The organism is Bartonella sp. AP30XZML (assembly GCF_042195945.1).
GTDB lineage: Bacteria > Pseudomonadota > Alphaproteobacteria > Rhizobiales > Rhizobiaceae > Bartonella.
In genome coordinates, this window is record NZ_JBHIPJ010000044.1 from 38,809 (window position 1) to 56,439 (window position 17,631).

Annotated in this window: 12 protein-coding genes, 3 tRNA genes and 2 pseudogenes; 15 read left to right on the top strand and 2 right to left on the bottom strand. The window is 37.3% G+C overall.

Annotated features, from left to right (window positions below):
* Nucleotides 1-4 precede the first annotated feature (4 nt).
* From trkA to ACFIL2_RS03140, 6 genes and pseudogenes are all read left to right on the top strand, one after another.
* Nucleotides 5-1,381 (top strand): Trk system potassium transporter TrkA, encoded by a 1,377-nt coding sequence (gene trkA / locus ACFIL2_RS03115; protein WP_375611279.1) that lies wholly within the window; start codon nt 5-7, stop codon nt 1,379-1,381.
* Nucleotides 1,382-1,391: 10 nt separating this feature from the next.
* Nucleotides 1,392-2,201, top strand: a pseudogene (locus tag ACFIL2_RS03120) (hypothetical protein).
* A 147-nt stretch (nt 2,202-2,348) separates the two neighbouring features.
* The gene (gene clpP, locus ACFIL2_RS03125) at nt 2,349-2,981 is read left to right on the top strand and encodes an ATP-dependent Clp endopeptidase proteolytic subunit ClpP (RefSeq protein ID WP_375611281.1); all 633 of its coding nucleotides are present in this window, start codon (nt 2,349-2,351) and stop codon (nt 2,979-2,981) included.
* 183 nt (nt 2,982-3,164) lie between these two features.
* Nucleotides 3,165-4,439 (top strand): ATP-dependent Clp protease ATP-binding subunit ClpX, encoded by a 1,275-nt coding sequence (gene clpX / locus ACFIL2_RS03130; protein ID WP_273723371.1) that lies wholly within the window; start codon nt 3,165-3,167, stop codon nt 4,437-4,439.
* Between the two features lie 182 nt (nt 4,440-4,621).
* Nucleotides 4,622-7,048, top strand: coding sequence for an endopeptidase La (gene lon, locus ACFIL2_RS03135; RefSeq protein WP_375680429.1), 2,427 nt, complete (start codon nt 4,622-4,624; stop codon nt 7,046-7,048).
* Between the two features lie 229 nt (nt 7,049-7,277).
* Nucleotides 7,278-7,556 (top strand): HU family DNA-binding protein, encoded by a 279-nt coding sequence (locus ACFIL2_RS03140; RefSeq protein ID WP_375617702.1) that lies wholly within the window; start codon nt 7,278-7,280, stop codon nt 7,554-7,556.
* A 1,059-nt stretch (nt 7,557-8,615) separates the two neighbouring features.
* On the opposite strand, the gene trmFO is transcribed toward ACFIL2_RS03140, so the two are convergent.
* Nucleotides 8,616-10,028 carry a methylenetetrahydrofolate--tRNA-(uracil(54)-C(5))-methyltransferase (FADH(2)-oxidizing) TrmFO gene (gene trmFO / locus ACFIL2_RS03145; protein WP_375617703.1) on the bottom strand — a complete coding sequence of 471 codons (1,413 nt, stop codon included), beginning with the start codon at nt 10,026-10,028 and terminating at the stop codon, nt 8,616-8,618.
* Between the two features lie 134 nt (nt 10,029-10,162).
* On the opposite strand from trmFO, the gene ACFIL2_RS03150 reads away from it, so the two are divergent.
* The 6 genes from ACFIL2_RS03150 to ACFIL2_RS03175 all read left to right on the top strand — a co-directional run bounded on the left by ACFIL2_RS03150 (nt 10,163) and on the right by ACFIL2_RS03175 (nt 16,148).
* Nucleotides 10,163-10,245, top strand: a tRNA-Leu gene (locus ACFIL2_RS03150).
* A gap of 135 nt (nt 10,246-10,380) precedes the next feature.
* The gene (gene tig, locus ACFIL2_RS03155) at nt 10,381-11,808 is read left to right on the top strand and encodes a trigger factor (RefSeq protein WP_375617704.1); all 1,428 of its coding nucleotides are present in this window, start codon (nt 10,381-10,383) and stop codon (nt 11,806-11,808) included.
* A 130-nt stretch (nt 11,809-11,938) separates the two neighbouring features.
* Nucleotides 11,939-13,438: an Asp-tRNA(Asn)/Glu-tRNA(Gln) amidotransferase subunit GatB gene (gene gatB / locus ACFIL2_RS03160; protein WP_375617705.1), complete on the top strand. Its 1,500-nt coding sequence runs from the start codon at nt 11,939-11,941 to the stop codon at nt 13,436-13,438.
* A 181-nt stretch (nt 13,439-13,619) separates the two neighbouring features.
* A complete protein-coding gene (locus ACFIL2_RS03165; RefSeq protein WP_375612891.1) occupies nt 13,620-14,018 on the top strand; it encodes an NADH:ubiquinone oxidoreductase subunit NDUFA12 in 399 nt (132 codons plus the stop codon).
* Nucleotides 14,019-14,107: 89 nt separating this feature from the next.
* On the top strand, nt 14,108-14,533 hold the full coding sequence (locus tag ACFIL2_RS03170; protein ID WP_375633117.1) for a DUF2155 domain-containing protein: 426 nt from the start codon (nt 14,108-14,110) through the stop codon (nt 14,531-14,533).
* An 883-nt stretch (nt 14,534-15,416) separates the two neighbouring features.
* On the top strand, nt 15,417-16,148 hold the full coding sequence (locus ACFIL2_RS03175) for a rhomboid family intramembrane serine protease (protein ID WP_375680430.1): 732 nt from the start codon (nt 15,417-15,419) through the stop codon (nt 16,146-16,148).
* Here the strand turns inward: ACFIL2_RS03175 and ACFIL2_RS03180 are convergent.
* Entirely contained in the window at nt 16,145-16,975 is an 831-nt protein-coding gene (locus ACFIL2_RS03180; RefSeq protein WP_375633060.1) for a TrmH family RNA methyltransferase, read from the bottom strand. The two genes, ACFIL2_RS03175 and ACFIL2_RS03180, sit on opposite strands and share 4 nt — an antisense overlap.
* A gap of 205 nt (nt 16,976-17,180) precedes the next feature.
* Between ACFIL2_RS03180 and ACFIL2_RS03185 the strand changes: the two genes are divergently transcribed.
* From ACFIL2_RS03185 to ACFIL2_RS03195, 3 genes and pseudogenes are all read left to right on the top strand, one after another.
* A tRNA-Tyr gene (locus ACFIL2_RS03185) sits at nt 17,181-17,264 on the top strand.
* Between the two features lie 31 nt (nt 17,265-17,295).
* Nucleotides 17,296-17,369 (top strand) — tRNA-Gly (locus ACFIL2_RS03190).
* A 182-nt stretch (nt 17,370-17,551) separates the two neighbouring features.
* Nucleotides 17,552-17,631, top strand: a pseudogene (locus tag ACFIL2_RS03195) (elongation factor Tu); the annotation flags it as partial.

Sequence of the window (17,631 nt, forward strand, 5' to 3'; positions counted from 1 at the left end):
AGCGATGCGTATTATTATTTGTGGAGCAGGACAGGTTGGTTATGGGATAGCAGAGCGTCTTGCTGCTGAAAATCACGATGTTACTGTTATTGATATTGAAACGAGATTAATTGAAAAGATTCGCGATACATTGGATGTGAGAGGTTTTGTTGGTCACGGTTCACGGCCTGAAGTTCTTTTGGCTGCAGATGCAGACAAAGCTGATATGTTGATTGCTGTCACTTTGTTTGATGAAGTTAATATGGTAGCTTGCCAAGTAGCACATTCATTATTTAATGTGCCCACAAAAATTGCTCGTATTCGCTCACAATCTTATTTAGAACCACGTTATAAGACGCTTTTTTCCAGAGAGAATATTCCCATTGATGTGGTTATTTCGCCAGAAGTTGAAGTTGGGGAAATGGTTTTGCGCCGTATTGCTTTACCTGGTGCAATAGATGTTCTTTATTTTTGTAATGATGATATTGTGGCACTAGCTTTGGAATGCATGGAAGATTGTCCAGTTATTAATACACCTTTGCGTCAATTAACAGAGCTTTTTCCAGATCTTCATACGACGGTTACTGCTATTAAACGTGGCGCGGAATTATTGGTTGCACATTCAGAAACGCAATTACGCGTTGGTGATATAACCTATCTTGTTGTTTCTCGTGAACAGATGCGTCGTGCTGTTGGGCTTTTTGGTCATAAAGAACAAGATGCCCACCGCATGATTATTGCAGGGGGTGGTCACATTGGCCTTTATGTTGCACAGGCTATTGAAAAGCGTTTCCATAAATTAAAATTGAAGATTATAGAAGCGCATAGAGAAAGAGCCCTCACAATTGCTGATCAGCTTGAAAAAACAACAGTTTTATACGGTAACGTGTTAGATCCAGTGATTCTTCAAGATGCGGGAATTGATCAGTCCGATTTAATGATTACATTGACCAATCAAGATCAGGTTAATCTCTTAAGCGCTATTATTGCTAAAAGATTGGGCTGCAAAGCCAATATGGTATTGATTAATAATGTTGCCTATCAAGAATTTAGTCGTGCTGTTGGTGTGGATGCATATCTTAATCCCCATAGTGTTACAATATCGAGAATTTTGCAACAAATGCGCCGTGGGCGTATTCGTTCTGTTCATTCAGTTTTTAATGGCCGAGCAGAAATTATTGAAGCTGAAGTGATGCAAACATCTTCATTGGTTGGTAAGTCATTATCAGAGCTCAATTTATCAGATGGTTTGAGAATTGGTGCAATTTATCGCAATAAGACAATAATACAGCTTTCGGCAGATACGCGCATTTTGTCTGGTGATAGAATAGTGATTTTTGCTCTTGCTGATAGGGTTCGTGATGTTGAACAACTCTTTCGCGTAAGTTTAGAATATTTTTGATATATTATCTATGGATATTTGTACTTTTTGGTATAGTGGACAATTAAGATTGGTGGATAGGCTTTGTTTGTCCTCAATGGTTAAAACTGGACAGCGAGTTAAGCTTTTTAGTTATGATAAAAAAATAGATAATCTCCCTGCTGGTGTTGAGCTGCATGAAGCCGAATCAATTTTACCACGCTCAGCAATTTATCGCCTTGATCCCGATTTTTCTGATGATAAACTAGGGTGTACAATTGTTCAGTTCTCGGATTTTTTTTCGTGTTATGCTGATGAAATATCAACAAGGTGTTTGGTTAGATACAGATGTTTACCTTGTTAAACAATTTCATCCAGATGCGGATAAGGTTTGGTTGGCAAGAAAAATAATACAAGAGTAGGCGTTTCTGCACTTTATTTTCCGCCCAATAACCCTATTATAAAAATATTTGAGGATTATTGGGCTGGCACAGAAATTATTCCTCATTGGCTTGGGTTTAAGCGTCGTGTTTGGAGACCGTTCTGGTTAAAGAGGAAAAAAATGCCGATTTTACCGGGAAATCTTGGCGTTACAATATTTGGCAATGATGGTATTTCACGATTAGCAAAACGATATGGTTTTTTTCATGAAGCAAAGGAAAAGGAAACTTTTTATTATTGGACTGGGCGAAAAACTGAACGTATTTTTGAACCAGCTTTTGGTGTAAAGCCGCTTACAGATTCACGCTTGATAGGCTTTCATATTCACAGAAAGACAAAGACTACGAAAAGACCTCAGGAAGGAAGTTTTTACCATTGGGTGGTATCTCGCATTCTGGATGTTCATCATTTATTTAGGTAGAGTTATTATTGCTATTTTAACTATTGAGATTTTAATCTATCTTATACAATCTCTTGATTGTAGCTTGCACAAGAGAGTAATGTTAACATATGGATAAAAACATTGAATGTGTAAAGAGCGGTTGTTATATGAACGGAAAGTAAAAATATGAGTGATCCAATGAAAACAGCATTAAGCCTTGTTCCTATGGTTATTGAACAAACCAATCGTGGTGAGCGGGCCTATGATATTTTTTCCCGTCTTTTAAAGGAGCGGATTATTTTTATTAATGGTCCTGTTGAAGATGGTATGGCAATGCTTGTTTGTGCACAATTGCTTTTCTTGGAAGCGGAAAATCCTAAAAAAGAAATTAGTCTTTATATTAATTCTCCAGGTGGAGTCGTAACATCTGGTATGGCTATTTATGATACTATGCAGTTTATTCGCCCTCCTGTTTCTACGCTTTGCATGGGGCAAGCGGCATCTATGGGGTCTTTATTGTTAACGGCTGGAGCAAAAGGTCATCGTTTTACATTGCCAAACGCACGTATTATGGTGCATCAACCATCTGGTGGTTTTCAAGGTCAAGCTTCAGATATTGAGCGACATGCGCAAGATATTATAAAGATGAAACGGCGTTTAAATGAAATTTATGTTCAACATACGAGTCAAGATTATGAGGTTATAGAGAGAACTCTCGATCGCGATCATTTTATGACAGCAGAAGAAGCCAAAGCGTTTGGCTTAGTTGATGATGTTATACAATACCGTGCAGAAACTGAAAAAGAAGAAAAAGATTAAGAATTTTTATAGAAAAAACAGCTACTTTAAATCAAAGAGTTTTATAAAAAATATAGCAAAATAAGAGAAACACCTAAAAGTATTGAGACATGCATGGTTTTCTATATGTCTTTTAGTTTTCATGATGAAAGGCTTCCTTTGAAAAGGCAAAGTGTTCATATATTGTGGTGAAAGGAAAGAAAAATGAGCAAAATTAGCAATAGCGGGAACGAATCAAAAAATACTCTCTATTGCTCGTTCTGCGGCAAGAGTCAGCATGAGGTGCGTAAGCTCATTGCGGGGCCTACTGTATTTATCTGTGATGAATGTGTAGAGCTTTGCATGGATATTATTCGGGAAGAAAATAAGTCTTCTGGGGTTAAGGTGCGTGATGGTGTTCCTACGCCACAGGAAATTATAACAGTTCTTGATGACTATGTTATTGGTCAGCAGCATGCAAAGCGTGTTCTTTCTGTTGCTGTTCATAATCATTATAAACGGTTGGCGCATCAGTCTAAAAGCAATGATATTGAGTTGGCTAAATCAAATATTCTTCTTGTTGGTCCAACGGGTTGTGGTAAAACTTATCTTGCACAAACATTAGCACGTATTATTGATGTGCCTTTTACGATGGCGGATGCGACCACTTTGACTGAAGCGGGTTATGTGGGAGAAGATGTTGAAAATATTATTTTGAAGCTTCTTCAAGCAGCAGATTATAATGTTGAACGTGCGCAGCGTGGTATTGTTTATATTGATGAGGTTGATAAGATTTCTCGTAAAGCAGACAATCCTTCTATTACAAGAGATGTTTCGGGGGAAGGAGTTCAGCAAGCGTTATTAAAAATTATGGAAGGAACGATTGCTTCTGTTCCTCCTCAAGGTGGACGTAAGCATCCGCAACAAGAGTTTCTTCAGGTTGACACCACAAACATCTTATTCATTTGTGGGGGAGCTTTTGCAGGTTTAGAACGGATTATTTCAGGGCGTGGTGAAAAAACTTCTATTGGTTTTTCTGCGACTGTTAAGGCTCCGGATGAGCGTTGTGTCGGTGAAATTTTTCGTGATTTAGAGCCTGAAGATCTTATTAAATTTGGTTTAATACCAGAATTTATTGGGCGCCTTCCTATAGTCGCTACCTTAGAGGATTTAGATGTTAACGCCCTCATGCAAATTTTATCCCAACCTAAAAATGCGTTAGTAAAGCAATATCAGCGTCTTTTTGAAATGGAGAATGTCGAGTTAGCATTTCATGAAGATGCTTTACGTGTTATTGCAAAGAAAGCAATTGAACGTAAAACTGGTGCTCGTGGTTTACGTTCTATTATGGAGAAGATCCTTCTTGAGACGATGTTTGAGCTACCGGCTCTTGAAGGCGTTCAAAAAGTGGTTATTTCGAGTGATGTCGTTGATGGTAAAGCGCGTCCTCTTTATATTTACTCAGAACGTGCAGAAGATAAAGAAAATGTATCAGCATGACATTGTGTGATGCACAATATAAAAGGTGGTAATGAACGGTATTTGATAGGTGTTTCTAATAATATCATTATAATGCTTGATTTATGTATGAGTAATTACCACTTCATGTACAGTGAAGAGCTGAGATTTTCTAAGGTGGGCTAATTGTTGTAGATAGCTCATAGGCTCCAGAAAGGAGAGTTATGCAATATATTGATGAAAAGACAGATGAAGTAAGAGATGGGGTTTATGCTGTTTTACCTCTTCGTGATATTGTTGTCTTCCCCCATATGATTGTTCCACTTTTTGTGGGCCGCGAAAAATCAATTCGTGCTCTTGAAGAAACGATGGCGGTTGATAAGCAAATACTATTGGTGACACAAAAAAATGCTTCTGATGACGATCCAAAATCAGAGGATATTTATCATATTGGTACATTTGCTAATATTCTTCAACTTTTAAAGCTTCCTGATGGTACTGTAAAGGTTTTGGTTGAAGGAACTGCACGTGCAAAAATTAGTCAATTTGCTTTAAGTGAAGGTTATCATCAGGCTTTTGCAACTGTTACAGAAGAACCTAGAGAGAGTGATGTTGAGATTGAAGCTCTTTCAAGGTCAGTGATTGCTTATTTTGAAAACTATGTAAAGCTTAATAAAAAAATCTCTCCTGAAGTTGTGAATGCGATTGGCCAGCTTGATAATCCTTCTAAGCTTGCCGATACGATTGCTTCTCATTTGATGATTAAACTTGCAGAAAAACAGGAAATATTAGAGCTCTTACCTGTGCGGTCCCGTCTTGAACGTGTTTTGTCCTTCATGGAAGGAGAAATTTCTGTTTTGCAGGTTGAAAAACGTATTCGTTCGCATGTTAAACGGCAAATGGAAAAAAACCAACGAGAATATTATCTCAATGAGCAGATGAAGGCTATTCAAAAAGAGTTAGGAGCAGGTGATGATAGCCGAGATGAACTCTCTGAATTAGAAGAACGTATCAAGAATACAAAACTATCCAAGGAAGCACAGGAAAAAGCTGGAGCAGAATTGAGAAAATTACGGAACATGTCTCCTATGTCTGCAGAAGCGACAGTTGTACGTAACTATCTTGATTGGTTATTAGCAATGCCTTGGGGTAAAAAATCTAAGATTAAAAACAATTTAGATTTTGCTGAAAAGGTCATGAATAATGAACATTTTGGTCTTGAAAAAGTTAAGGAGCGAATTATTGAATATTTGGCCGTACAAAGTCGCGCGTCAAAGATAAAAGGTCCCATTATTTGTTTGTTAGGTCCTCCAGGTGTAGGGAAAACATCATTAGCGCGCTCTATTGCAAAGGCAACGGGACGTGAGTATGTTCGTATCTCATTGGGAGGTGTCCGAGATGAAGCAGAAATTCGTGGACATCGCCGAACATATATTGGATCGATGCCTGGAAAAATTATCCAGTCTATGAAAAAAGCAAAAAAATCTAATCCGCTTTTCTTGCTTGATGAAATTGATAAAATGGGCCAGGATTTTCGTGGCGATCCTTCATCCGCTTTATTAGAAGTTCTTGATCCTGAACAAAATGGTACATTCATTGATCACTATTTGGAAGTTGAATATGATCTTTCTGATGTCATGTTTATCACAACTGCCAATACACTTAATATTCCAGGTCCGTTAATGGATCGTATGGAAATTATTCGTATCGCTGGTTATACTGAATATGAGAAAATGGAAATTGTTAAACAGCATCTTTTACCAAAGGCACTAAAAGATCACTGTTTATCTAAAAAAGAACTCAGTATTTCTGATGGAGCACTAAGGTCAATTATTCAGTTTTATACACGTGAGGCAGGCGTTCGTAACCTTGAACGTGAACTCATGAAAATTTCCCGCAAATCCGTTACAAAAATTCTCAAAACACATCAAAAATCTGTAAAAGTTACAGAAAGTAATATTCATGATTTCTTGGGTGTTAAACGTTATCATTACAATCAGATTGAAGGAGAAAATCAAATTGGTGTTGTAACAGGTCTTGCGTGGACAGAAGTCGGTGGAGAGTTATTGACCATTGAAGGAGTTATGATGCCCGGCAAAGGGAAGATGACTGTAACTGGAAATTTACGTGATATTATGAAAGAGTCCATTTCAGCGGCAGCATCTTATGTACGTTCTCGTGCTGTTGATTTTGGTATTGAACCTCCACTTTTTGAAAAACGCGATATCCATGTTCATGTTCCAGAGGGTGCGACACCAAAAGATGGCCCATCGGCTGGGATTGCAATGGTGACAGCAATTGTTTCGGTCCTTACAGGAGTAGCTGTGCATAAAGATATTGCAATGACTGGTGAAATTACTTTACGTGGACGCGTTTTACCCATTGGTGGATTAAAAGAAAAACTCTTAGCAGCTCTTCGAGGAGGGATAAAAAAAGTACTTATTCCTGAAGAAAATGCAAAAGATTTGGTTGATATTCCTGATGATGTCAAAAATAATATGGAAATTATTCCAGTAAATCATGTGAGTGAAGTTTTGAAACACGCTTTGGTTCGTTTTCCAGACACTATTGAATGGAAAGAACCCTCTACAGGAGCTGTGCCAATCCGGTCAGAGAGCAGTGATAGTGAAGGAATACAGATTGCGCACTGATTCACTTATCTCATTTATAACGGCATTTTTTAGGTGGTAGAAGGTGTTGTTGAGGTTATTATTCTGTTTTTTGTTGGAAAAAGTGAAAAATTCCGTGAATAACTGTGATTATTGCTAAAAAAACAATGTTTTGGATAAAAATAAGACTTCTGTTTGCTGTACTTTTCAATAAACTGACCAATAACATGATTAAGTCATGTTCAGGTAATATAGGGAAAGGAAATATTTTATGAATAAAAGTGAATTCGTTAGCTCCGTTGCTGAAAAGGCAGGTGTTTCGAAAGCGCAAGCTGGTGTTGTTGTTGATGCTTTTATGGCTTCTGTAACAGAAGCTTTGGCTTCAGGGGGAGATGTTCGTCTTCCAGGTTTTGGCACTTTTGAAGTTTCTCATCGTGCTGCAACAAAGGGGCGTAATCCTTCAACTGGTGCTGAAATCGATATTCCAGCACGTTCTGTACCCAAATTTTCTGCAGGAAAAAGCCTTAAAGAAGCAGTTAATAAAAAATAATTTAAGCTACATTAAAAAAACCCGATTTATTTATAAACGGGTTTTTTTAACACATGTGTTATGCTTGTTTTTCACATAAAACTTTGAGATCTTTGCGATGCTTTTTATTTTCATGTATTGCTGGAAATATATTGTTTTTAGTCTTTTCAATAAAATATTGCACTGTATTAATTGAGCGCGGGTATGAGTTATAAAATGTAATATTAACTTTTGTTACGCTGAAGTGTTACGGTATTTATTTCAAAACAAGATCCGTAAATAATATGAGGCGGAAAACTCTGTAAAGTCTATAAAAGTTATTATATATCACCATTTACGCTTAATAAAAGCGCATGTTCGTGCCACCGTGCTATCTATTTTTCTCACTTCCTATAATGTTGCGACTAGCCCCAGATATCTGAGACGAGTGCATAAGGGATAGTTTTATTCTTTTACTCTTATACGCCAACCTTTCTTGTGACGCACCAAGAGGATAATTTTATTGATTTATTATAAAATCCTGAAATAAAAGAATCTTATGATATTCAGATTTCGCTTTCAATATTGGGATTTTTCTTGGCATTTGAGAGGGGAGAGATAGCTCCAGCTCTATCCTACAAATATTTTTTCCATATCTTTATTTCACTTGTGATATGCAAGCGCGTATTTTTCCTTCATCATACAGAGTTAAAATAAGAGAACATCACAAATTTTGAGGGAGGAAGTTAAAAACAGAAAAATTACTCTTATAAAATAATATACATTACGTAATATAAAAACTATTAATAAAGATAGTACAGTATTACTTGTGTATTTTCCATTTATTTATTTTTTTGATTATTCATAATATATTTATATGATTATTTTGTTTTAGTCATTAAATCATATTAAATTGTTGATAGCGGTAAAGTTTTTTTATAGCCAAAAGTTATTTTACAGCATCTACATAATTGAATAAATGATGAAACGTAGGGTAGTATTTATTGATTGGGGGAGGCAGTCTTTAAAAGGCTTTAGGGTGATTTTTTCATGAGGGGCATAAAGATCTATTCAGTAGGTGAGAGGCGAATCGTGTGTTTTTTATAAACAGGAGCTCTTTGATTCTTTATTTGCTAACCACTGAGTACAATCATTGAGAGCTCTCGCTGTTATGGCTTGTTTTTTTACTAATTTTTTTTCTTTACTTGGTAAGCGTTTTCCTGAATGTTTAATAGAAGCAATAGGGGGAAAGAGTCCGAAATTGATATTCATTGGCTGAAAAGATTGTGTTTCTGCTTTTTCATCTATGATGTGTCCCCCTGTAATATGATTCAAAAGGGCTCCGAATGCTGTAGTTTGTGGGGGTAGGCAAGGGGAAATATGATGATATTCGGCAGCAGCAAAACGTCCAGCAAGAAGCCCTATTGCCGCTGATTCTACATAACCTTCACATCCGGTAATTTGCCCTGCAAAGCGTAGTTGTTTTTTTTGTTTTAAACGAAGGGTTTGATCAAGAATAATTGGCGAGTTGAGGTAGGTATTGCGGTGAAGACCACCAAGACGCGCAAACTCTGCTTTTTCAAGACCGGGAATCATTCTAAAAATGCGAATTTGTTCACCATATTTTAATTTTGTCTGAAAGCCGACCATATTATAAAGCGTTCCAAGTTTATTATCTTGGCGTAATTGAACGACAGCATAGGGTTTAACTGTAGGGTTATGGGCATTAGTTAAGCCCATAGGTTTCATAGGACCATGTCTTAACGTTTCAAGTCCGCGCTCAGCCATAATTTCAATGGGGAGGCATCCATCAAAATAGGGTGTTTTTTCAAAGTCACGAAACTCTGTTTTTTCAGCATTTTTTAACGCTTCAACGAATGTTTCATATTGTTCTTTGTTGAGGGGACAATTAAGATAATCTTTTCCTGTTCCCTCAGGACCAATTTTATCATAGCGAGACTGATACCAACAAATGTTGATATCAATACTGTCGGTATGGATAATAGGCGCAATTGCATCAAAAAAAGAAAGAGCTTTTATACCGGTTATTGCTTGTAATTTTTGAGCAAGTGCAGGCGATGTAAGGGGGCCTGTTGCAATGACAACATGTTTCCAAGCTTTAGGAATTTCTTGAACTTCTTCACGTCTGATTGTTATAAGAGGGTGATTTTCAAGTGCTGTCGTAACGGTTTTTGAAAATCCATCACGGTCAACAGCAAGAGCACTACCTGCGGGAACTTTGTTGGCATCAGCAGCTTTCATAATTAACGATTTTGCTAATCGCATTTCAGCATGTAAAAGCCCTACGGCATTTGTTAATGAATCATCGCAACGAAACGAATTTGAACAAACCAGTTCTGCCAATTTATCGGTTTTATGGGCATCTGATTTTTTTTCGGGTCGCATTTCATGCAAAACAACAGAAATTCCTGACTGAGCGATTTGCCAGCTTGCTTCACACCCCGCAAGACCGCCACCGATGATATGAATTGGGATATCAAATGTCTTTAACATAATTGACTTTTAGCGTAAGCAGTTATGTATGAAAAGCATAGATTTTGTTTTTTTTAATATATTTGTTTGCTTTTTTTCTGTAATTAATGGTATAGAAACGCCGCTTGTATAAGGTTATTAGCTTGTAAGTTTGAGCGGATGTGGCGAAATTGGTAGACGCACCAGATTTAGGTTCTGGCGGGAGACCGTGGGGGTTCGAGTCCCTCCATCCGCACCAAAGCAATCCCTTAAGTGCTACGGATTTCTACGTGTCTGAAATTCCGCTTCATGGTAAATGTAACACTCGAAGTGTTAGAATGTAATGATTATTAGAGTGGGTTGATCCCTCTCCTTAGAAAAATGAAGGTGTTTAATGCAGGTTACCGAGACGCTTAATGAAGGACTGAAGCGCGAAATTAAGATCGTGGTTCCAGCGAAAGATTTAGAAGAAAAGTTGAATGAACGATTGGATGATACCAAGGGAAAAATCAAGCTTAATGGTTTTCGTCCCGGTAAAGTGCCTAGTGGGCATTTGCGAAAAATGTATGGTAAATCCTTTATGGCTGAGATTCTCAATGAGATACTCAGTGATGCACCCCGTTCTATTTTAGCAGACCGCAATGAACGTACAGCGATGCAGCCAAAAATAGATATAGATGAAGATGAAAAAATTCTAGATGGCAAGGCTGATTTTACTTTTAGTTTAAAGTATGAAGTTTTACCAAAAATTGACATTAAAGATTTTGAACATATTAAGGTTATCCGTGAAATTGCAACTATTCCTGAACAGGATATTGATGATCAAGTCAATCGCGTCCTTTCTTCTACGCGTAATTATTCTCTAAAAGAGGGGAATTCTGAAGAAGGTGATCGCATTACCATAGATTATCAAGGTAAGCTTGAAGGCATTCCATTTGAAGGTGGGGCAGATAGTGATGCACAACTGATTCTTGGGTCAAAACAATTTATTCCTGGTTTTGAAGAGCAATTGGTTGGTGTGAAAGTTGGGGATGTAAAAACGATTTTTGTTAAATTTCCTGATAATTACAGTGCGGCACATTTGGCGGGACGGGAAGCAGAGTTTGACATTACTGTCAAAGCTGTCTTTAAACCAGATGAATTAAAAATTGATGATGAAGCGGCACAAAAAGTTGGTTTAGAGTCTCTAGATCGCTTACGTGAGGTCGTTCGTGGGCAGATTGAAAGCCAATATGGTTCAGTGACACGTCAAAAAGTTAAGCGTCAAATTCTTGATGCTTTAGATGCTGATTATAATTTTGAGATTCCTGAAGAGCTTTTAGAGGTTGAGTTTAACAATATATGGGCTCAGGTTAATGATGATTTGAAAAAGGCTGGGCGCAGTTTTGAAGATGAAGGTATTACAGAAGAAAAGGCACGGGAGGAATATCGTGTCCTTGCGCAGCGTCGTGTTCGTCTTGGTTTGGTGCTTTCTGAAATTGGAATGAAGGTTGGTGTTAAAGTTAGTGAGGATGAGCTAAAAGCAGCCGTTTTTGATCAGGTTCGCCAGTATCCTGGACAAGAGAAAGAGATTATGGATTTTTTCCGTAAGACTCCGGAAGCTGTTGAAAATCTACGTGCTCCGATTTTTGAAGAAAAGGTCATTGATCATTTATTAGCACAGATAAAAGTCACAGATAAAGAAGTGACGGTTGAAGAGTTGATGAAAGAATATGACGAATCAGATGTCCTTGAAGAAAAGCCGGCAAAGAAAAAGTCAGCAGTGAAAGAAACGTCTACAGAGAAAAAAACAGCTAAGAAAAAGGCTCCTAAAAAAGCTTAATGTTTATGCAAACAACACAAGCCCGATAAAATCGGGCTTGTGTTGTAAGATTTATATCCTAGGATTGCACTGAGAGAATGGTTTTAGATAAGCCATGAGTGAATTTTAAAATATTGGTAGTGGATTGGCAATGAGCATCATTGATACGCGTACTCCTGATTCTAAGCGTTTTATTTCTGGAGTTACAGGTGATTGGGAAGTCATCATTGGCATGGAAGTTCATGCGCAAATCATATCAAATTCGAAACTTTTTTCAGGAGCATCAACCAAATTTGGTGCAGAGCCGAACAATCATGTATCACTTATTGATGCAGCCATGCCAGGTATGTTGCCTGTTCTTAATCAAGAATGTGTTCGTCAAGCGGTTCGAACGGGGTTAGGATTAAAGGCGCATATTAATTTAAAATCTGTTTTTGATCGCAAAAACTATTTTTATCCAGATTTACCGCAGGGGTATCAGATTTCTCAATTTCGCTATCCCATTGTAGGAGAGGGAAAGATTATTATATCTGTTGGTCCAGATTCGAATGGCCAATTTGAGGATATTGAAGTGGGAATTGAGAGGTTGCACCTTGAACAGGATGCTGGAAAATCGATGCACGATCAACATCCAACGATGTCTTTTGTAGATCTTAATCGTTCTGGTGTTGCTCTTATGGAAATTGTTTCTAAGCCTGATATGCGCTCATCAGATGAAGCTAAAGCCTATATGACAAAATTGCGTACGATTGTTCGTTATTTGGGCACTTGCGATGGCAATATGGATGAAGGTTCTATGCGTGCAGATGTCAATGTATCTGTTCGTCGTCCTGGTGAAGGTTTTGGAACGCGCTGTGAAATTAAAAACGTTAATTCTATTCGCTTTATTGGTCAAGCAATTGAATATGAAGCGCGTCGTCAGATTGCAATTTTAGAAGATGGAGGCGTCATAGATCAAGAGACTCGGCTTTTTGATGCCGCTAAAGGTGAAACGCGCTCTATGCGCTCAAAGGAAGAAGCGCATGACTATCGTTATTTTCCTGATCCTGATCTTTTACCATTAGAATTTGATCAAGCATTTGTGGATGCTTTGGCAGCAGACTTACCAGAGTTGCCTGACGCTATAAAAGCACGTTTTGTTAAGGAAATGGGATTGACAGTGTATGATGCATCCATTCTTGTGACAGAAAAGGCTATTGCTGATTATTTTGAAGAAGTAGCACGTGGGCGTGATGGAAAAATAGTTGCCAATTGGGTGATTAACGACCTTTTAGGGGCTTTAAATAAAGATAATCGTGAGATTGAAGAGTCACCAGTATCGCCAAATCAATTGGGAAGCATTATTGATCTTATAAAAGAAGGAGTTATTTCTGGAAAAATTGCCAAAGATCTTTTTGAGATTATTTGGAATGAGGGGGGAGATGCACGCCAAATTGTAGAAGAACGAAATATGAAGCAGGTAACGGATACAAAGGCTATTGAAAGAGCTGTTGATGAGATCGTTGCCAATAATTCTGATAAAGTTGCGCAAGCAAAGCACAAACCTGCTTTAGCTGGTTGGTTTGTTGGACAGGTAATGAAAGCAACAGGTGGTAAGGCAAATCCCCAAGCTGTTAATGAATTGGTGAAGATGAAACTTGGCATAGATTAAATTTTATGGGGTGGAGAAGAAGCCATACATATGATATCTTCTTGAAATTAAAGGATAGCACGTTAACCTATCAATTGGAATTGTAGTTGAATTTACTAGTAACTTTTTCGATAATTTCAATCGTTAATAATTTTATTCCAACGATTAATTTCATGAACGCACTAAATGAATGGAATAGCAGATGGCTCGTTTTTTTAAGCAAATCTTCACATGGTGGAATGGCAATACCATTGGTACGCGTTTTTTCACATGGCGCAAAGGTAAGCGGATAGGGGAAGATCAATTTGGAAATATATATTATGAAGGAGGACTTCATAAGGATGGTTATCCGCACCGTTGGGTTATCTATAAAGACTATTCTGAGGCCTCTACTATTCCACCAGGTTGGCACGGCTGGATTCATCATCGCTGTGAGTGTCCACCAACACAAGAGGATTATCATCCTTATGAATGGGAAAAGCCTCATGTTGCAAATATGACAGGAACAAGTGAGGGCTATCGACCAAAGGGGGCTATCACCTCCAATGGAGAGCGTTCTTGTGTGCATGAAGATTATGATGCGTGGTCACCTAAAAAATAACATGTTTTAATGTGCGTGTGTATTTTTGTCTTATTTGACTCTATGTTATGAAAAGAATTATTTTTTAAGGTGCGATTGATTTTGATATGATGAGATTTTTTTTATTGTTAGGGGTGAGGCATTTTATATATATTTTTTTTATGGGAATTTTAGTGTTTTTATCCTTAAATAATGGGGTGCGGGCTGAGCGTATTAGCAATGGAATTGCTGTTTTTGCAGGTCTTGACAAAATCACGGGACGGACCACACGTTTTGAAGTTACTCTTGGTAAAATTTATCAGTACGGCGCATTACAGGTAACACCACGTGCGTGTTATACGAGCTCTAAAGATGAACCCACGCGTACAACTGGTTTTATTGAAGTCAATGAAGTAACATTAGATAAAAAAATACGGCGTATTTTTACAGGATGGATGTTTGCAGATAGTCCTGGTTTGAACGCTGTTGAGCATCCTATTTATGATGTGTGGTTAAAGGATTGCAAACAGAATTCTCAAGATCGTCCTCTTCAATAATTAGTGTGTTATCTATTTATAATTCATTGGTTTATAATGGTCCTTTATCATTTTGCAACTTAATAGGAAGGTTCAAATTCCTATGATTGCCTCATTTAAATTTTTTATATTGAATTAATCCGGACTATTCTCTTGCACGTTACAAGTGGCGGATGTATCAATAAGACTGTCTAAGAAAGGAATAAAAAATTCTGTCATGAACTGTTTAAATTCAAAGATGCATCATTAGAATCAACATATTTTTTCAGTGTTTCATAAGAGACAGTTCTTGAATTATATCTGTTAAAGGTTGAAATGAAAGGCTTGTTTATATTTGTTAAAGAGATGAACTGACGCTTTTGCATGTATGAAGGAAACAGACTATCAAGTAAGTAATTCATCATGAAACACCAATTAGTACATCTAGAGAACGCTGTATTGGTATTTTTTCTCATAGAGATGTCGTTTTTCGTTCAAAGCGTAGAAGCAATGCAGGACATATTAATGGAAAAATTGAGATTTAAGATTCTTTAAAGTTTATCAATCGAAGTATAGCTTGGTTAAAAAATGCAATAATCAATATATTTCTAGTAAGAAAATAATGTTTATATATTTTTATTATACACCACCTCATAAGTGAGTTTGTCTATTCGTAAGTTCTTGTATATTGCATGGTAACTTCACATTTAAGTAAGCAGGATACCACTAAGTTTGTAAATCATATTCTTGATATCCATGCTTTTTAAAATCTTTTGTATAAAATACACGTGTTTTCATGTAGAGCTATTGAAAATTTAAAAAAGGGCTTCGAAGAGGCGTTGAGAAGATTCTGCATCACTGGGAATGGTATATTTATTTTGTATAAAGAATAACCCATTTTCTAAAAAATACGAGATTTCATACAATGAAAGTTTCTAGTCACCAACATGATGATGTTTCCCGATTGCCGAAACAACCTAAAGAACCCTTATTGAATGTTCCATTTATTATAGTTGTTTTGATAGCATTTTGTTTTTGTCTTTATTGCATTTCTCAGTATTTTTTTTCTCATCAGGTTTATGTTGAAAGCCTTGAGTTTTTTTCATTTATACCAGCATTGTTTAAGAGGGATCCTGTAGCATTTTGTTATACCATGGTGAGTTATTCATTTATGCATAGTAGTTTTAAACATGTTGCTCTTAATATGGTTTGGCTTTTGGTTTTCGGCTCTCCTTTAGCAAGGCATTTTGGTGTTTTACGTTTTTTAATTTTTTGGGTGTTAACGGCAGTTATTTCTGTTTTGACTTATTTTACATTTCATCAAGAAAGTACCATATCACTTATTGGGGCGTCAGGTGCCGTATCTGGAATGATGGGGGCTATTGCACGTTACGGTTTTCCTAGTGGTAATCTAGCTGTCAATGTGCAGAACGAAAAACTTTTGGGATCTTTATTATCTGTCAAAAAAGCTCTGTGTTCTAAGGGGGTTCTTGTTTATATGAGTGTATGGCTGACGACTGATTTGATCATAGGTATTTCTTCTATTTTGTTTGAAGAAAATGGCATCTCAATAGCATGGGAAGCTCATATTGGCGGTTTTTTTGCGGGTTTTTTGTTGGTTGGTTTTTTTGATGTTTCACAAAAAATTAAAAACTAGAATCTAAGATATTGATGTGCCACATAAAGAGCTATTGTTGCTGCATTTGAAACATTTAATGATTTAATATTTCCAGGCATGTCAAGGCGTGTTAAAGCGCAAACGGTTTCGCGTGTTTTTTTACGTAAACCTTTACCTTCTGCTCCTAAAACAAGAGCAATTTTATTCCCTGTTAATGCTGTTTCTAGAGGTTGGTCACCTTCTGAATCGAGACCAAAGCTTGTAAAACCTGTTTGATGAAGTTCTTGAAGAGCTTCAGCAAGGTTTCGTACGGTAATATAATGAATCATTTCCAGAGCTCCAGATGCCGCTTTCGCAAGAACACCGCTTTCGTGGGGAGAGTGACGGCAAGTTGTAATAAGTGCTTTAGCTTTCAATGCAACTGCAGAGCGCATAATAGCACCAACATTATGTGGATCGGTAATTTGATCCATGACAATGACCAGATCAGTATTGGTTAGTTCCGACAGTTTGCATGGTTTGAGGGGGAGAGTTTCCAAAACAATACCTTGATGAACAGCCTCATTTCCAACAAGCGAATCAAGATATTTGGGGGTGCATAATGTAACAGAGCAAGGATAATCTGATTCGGATATATTTAATCGTTTTAAGGCATTTTGTGTAACGTAAAGACATTTTAAAATTCTTTTTGGGTTTTCTAAAGCAGCCTGAACAGAATGAATACCATAAAGATGGATGATCTCTTGCTGTAAAGAAGCAGCTTTCTTCTTTGGGTGTGTAAAAGATCGAGAAGGAGAGCCTTTTGTATCGCGATATCGGCGACGCAAACGAGCATAATGAGAATTTTGTGATGTTTTTTCTTTCATAGCTTCTTTATAACGTGTTAATAAGAAAAATAGAGAGAAAAAATCTATAATTTAAAATTATGAGCAGGAAATTTGTACAGAATTGTATTTATTCTGTTGACAGATACAATAGTAATCGTCATAACCACTTCGCAATCAGATTGAATTGAATGGGTATTCAAGATGGTTGTCGTGATGTCTCATTGCGCGACTTTATCGGTGTAATGGAGGGGTGCCCGAGTGGTTAAAGGGGGCGGACTGTAAATCCGTTGCGTATGCTACGTTGGTTCGAATCCAACCCCCTCCACCATTCATCGAAGGAGAGTTAGTACGTGGGTCATGCGGGTATAGCTCAATGGTAGAGCAGCAGCCTTCCAAGCTGAATATGCGGGTTCGATTCCCGCTACCCGCTCCAAATGGTTGTTGATGATTAGGCAAATAGGTATGATGGAGGATATTCCATTTATAGATTTGGTGGGGTTTTCCGTCTAAGAGTTGTGGTGATTGGGCTGTTTACAGTCTGGTCAGACTTAAGTTTTGCAGAACTGTCCCTAGGTGCTAATAAAAATTAGGGAATAAAACAAGAGATTAATAGCAATGGCGAAGAGCAAGTTTGAACGAACAAAACCGCATGTTAATATTGGTACGATTGGTCACGTTGATCATGGGAAGACCTC

Excerpts from the sequence above, each read along its gene's own strand:
- ACFIL2_RS03180 (WP_375633060.1), bottom strand. The coding sequence starts at position 16,975 with ATGAAAGAAAAAACATCACAAAATTCTCATTATGCTCGTTTGCGTCGC.
- ACFIL2_RS03175 (WP_375680430.1), top strand. The coding sequence starts at position 15,417 with ATGAAAGTTTCTAGTCACCAACATGATGATGTTTCCCGATTGCCGAAA.
- ACFIL2_RS03170 (WP_375633117.1), top strand. The coding sequence starts at position 14,108 with ATGAGATTTTTTTTATTGTTAGGGGTGAGGCATTTTATATATATTTTT.
- trkA (WP_375611279.1), top strand. The coding sequence starts at position 5 with ATGCGTATTATTATTTGTGGAGCAGGACAGGTTGGTTATGGGATAGCA.
- lon (WP_375680429.1), top strand. The coding sequence starts at position 4,622 with ATGCAATATATTGATGAAAAGACAGATGAAGTAAGAGATGGGGTTTAT.
- ACFIL2_RS03140 (WP_375617702.1), top strand. The coding sequence starts at position 7,278 with ATGAATAAAAGTGAATTCGTTAGCTCCGTTGCTGAAAAGGCAGGTGTT.
- clpP (WP_375611281.1), top strand. The coding sequence starts at position 2,349 with ATGAGTGATCCAATGAAAACAGCATTAAGCCTTGTTCCTATGGTTATT.
- clpX (WP_273723371.1), top strand. The coding sequence starts at position 3,165 with ATGAGCAAAATTAGCAATAGCGGGAACGAATCAAAAAATACTCTCTAT.
- gatB (WP_375617705.1), top strand. The coding sequence starts at position 11,939 with ATGAGCATCATTGATACGCGTACTCCTGATTCTAAGCGTTTTATTTCT.
- tig (WP_375617704.1), top strand. The coding sequence starts at position 10,381 with ATGCAGGTTACCGAGACGCTTAATGAAGGACTGAAGCGCGAAATTAAG.
- ACFIL2_RS03165 (WP_375612891.1), top strand. The coding sequence starts at position 13,620 with ATGGCTCGTTTTTTTAAGCAAATCTTCACATGGTGGAATGGCAATACC.
- trmFO (WP_375617703.1), bottom strand. The coding sequence starts at position 10,028 with ATGTTAAAGACATTTGATATCCCAATTCATATCATCGGTGGCGGTCTT.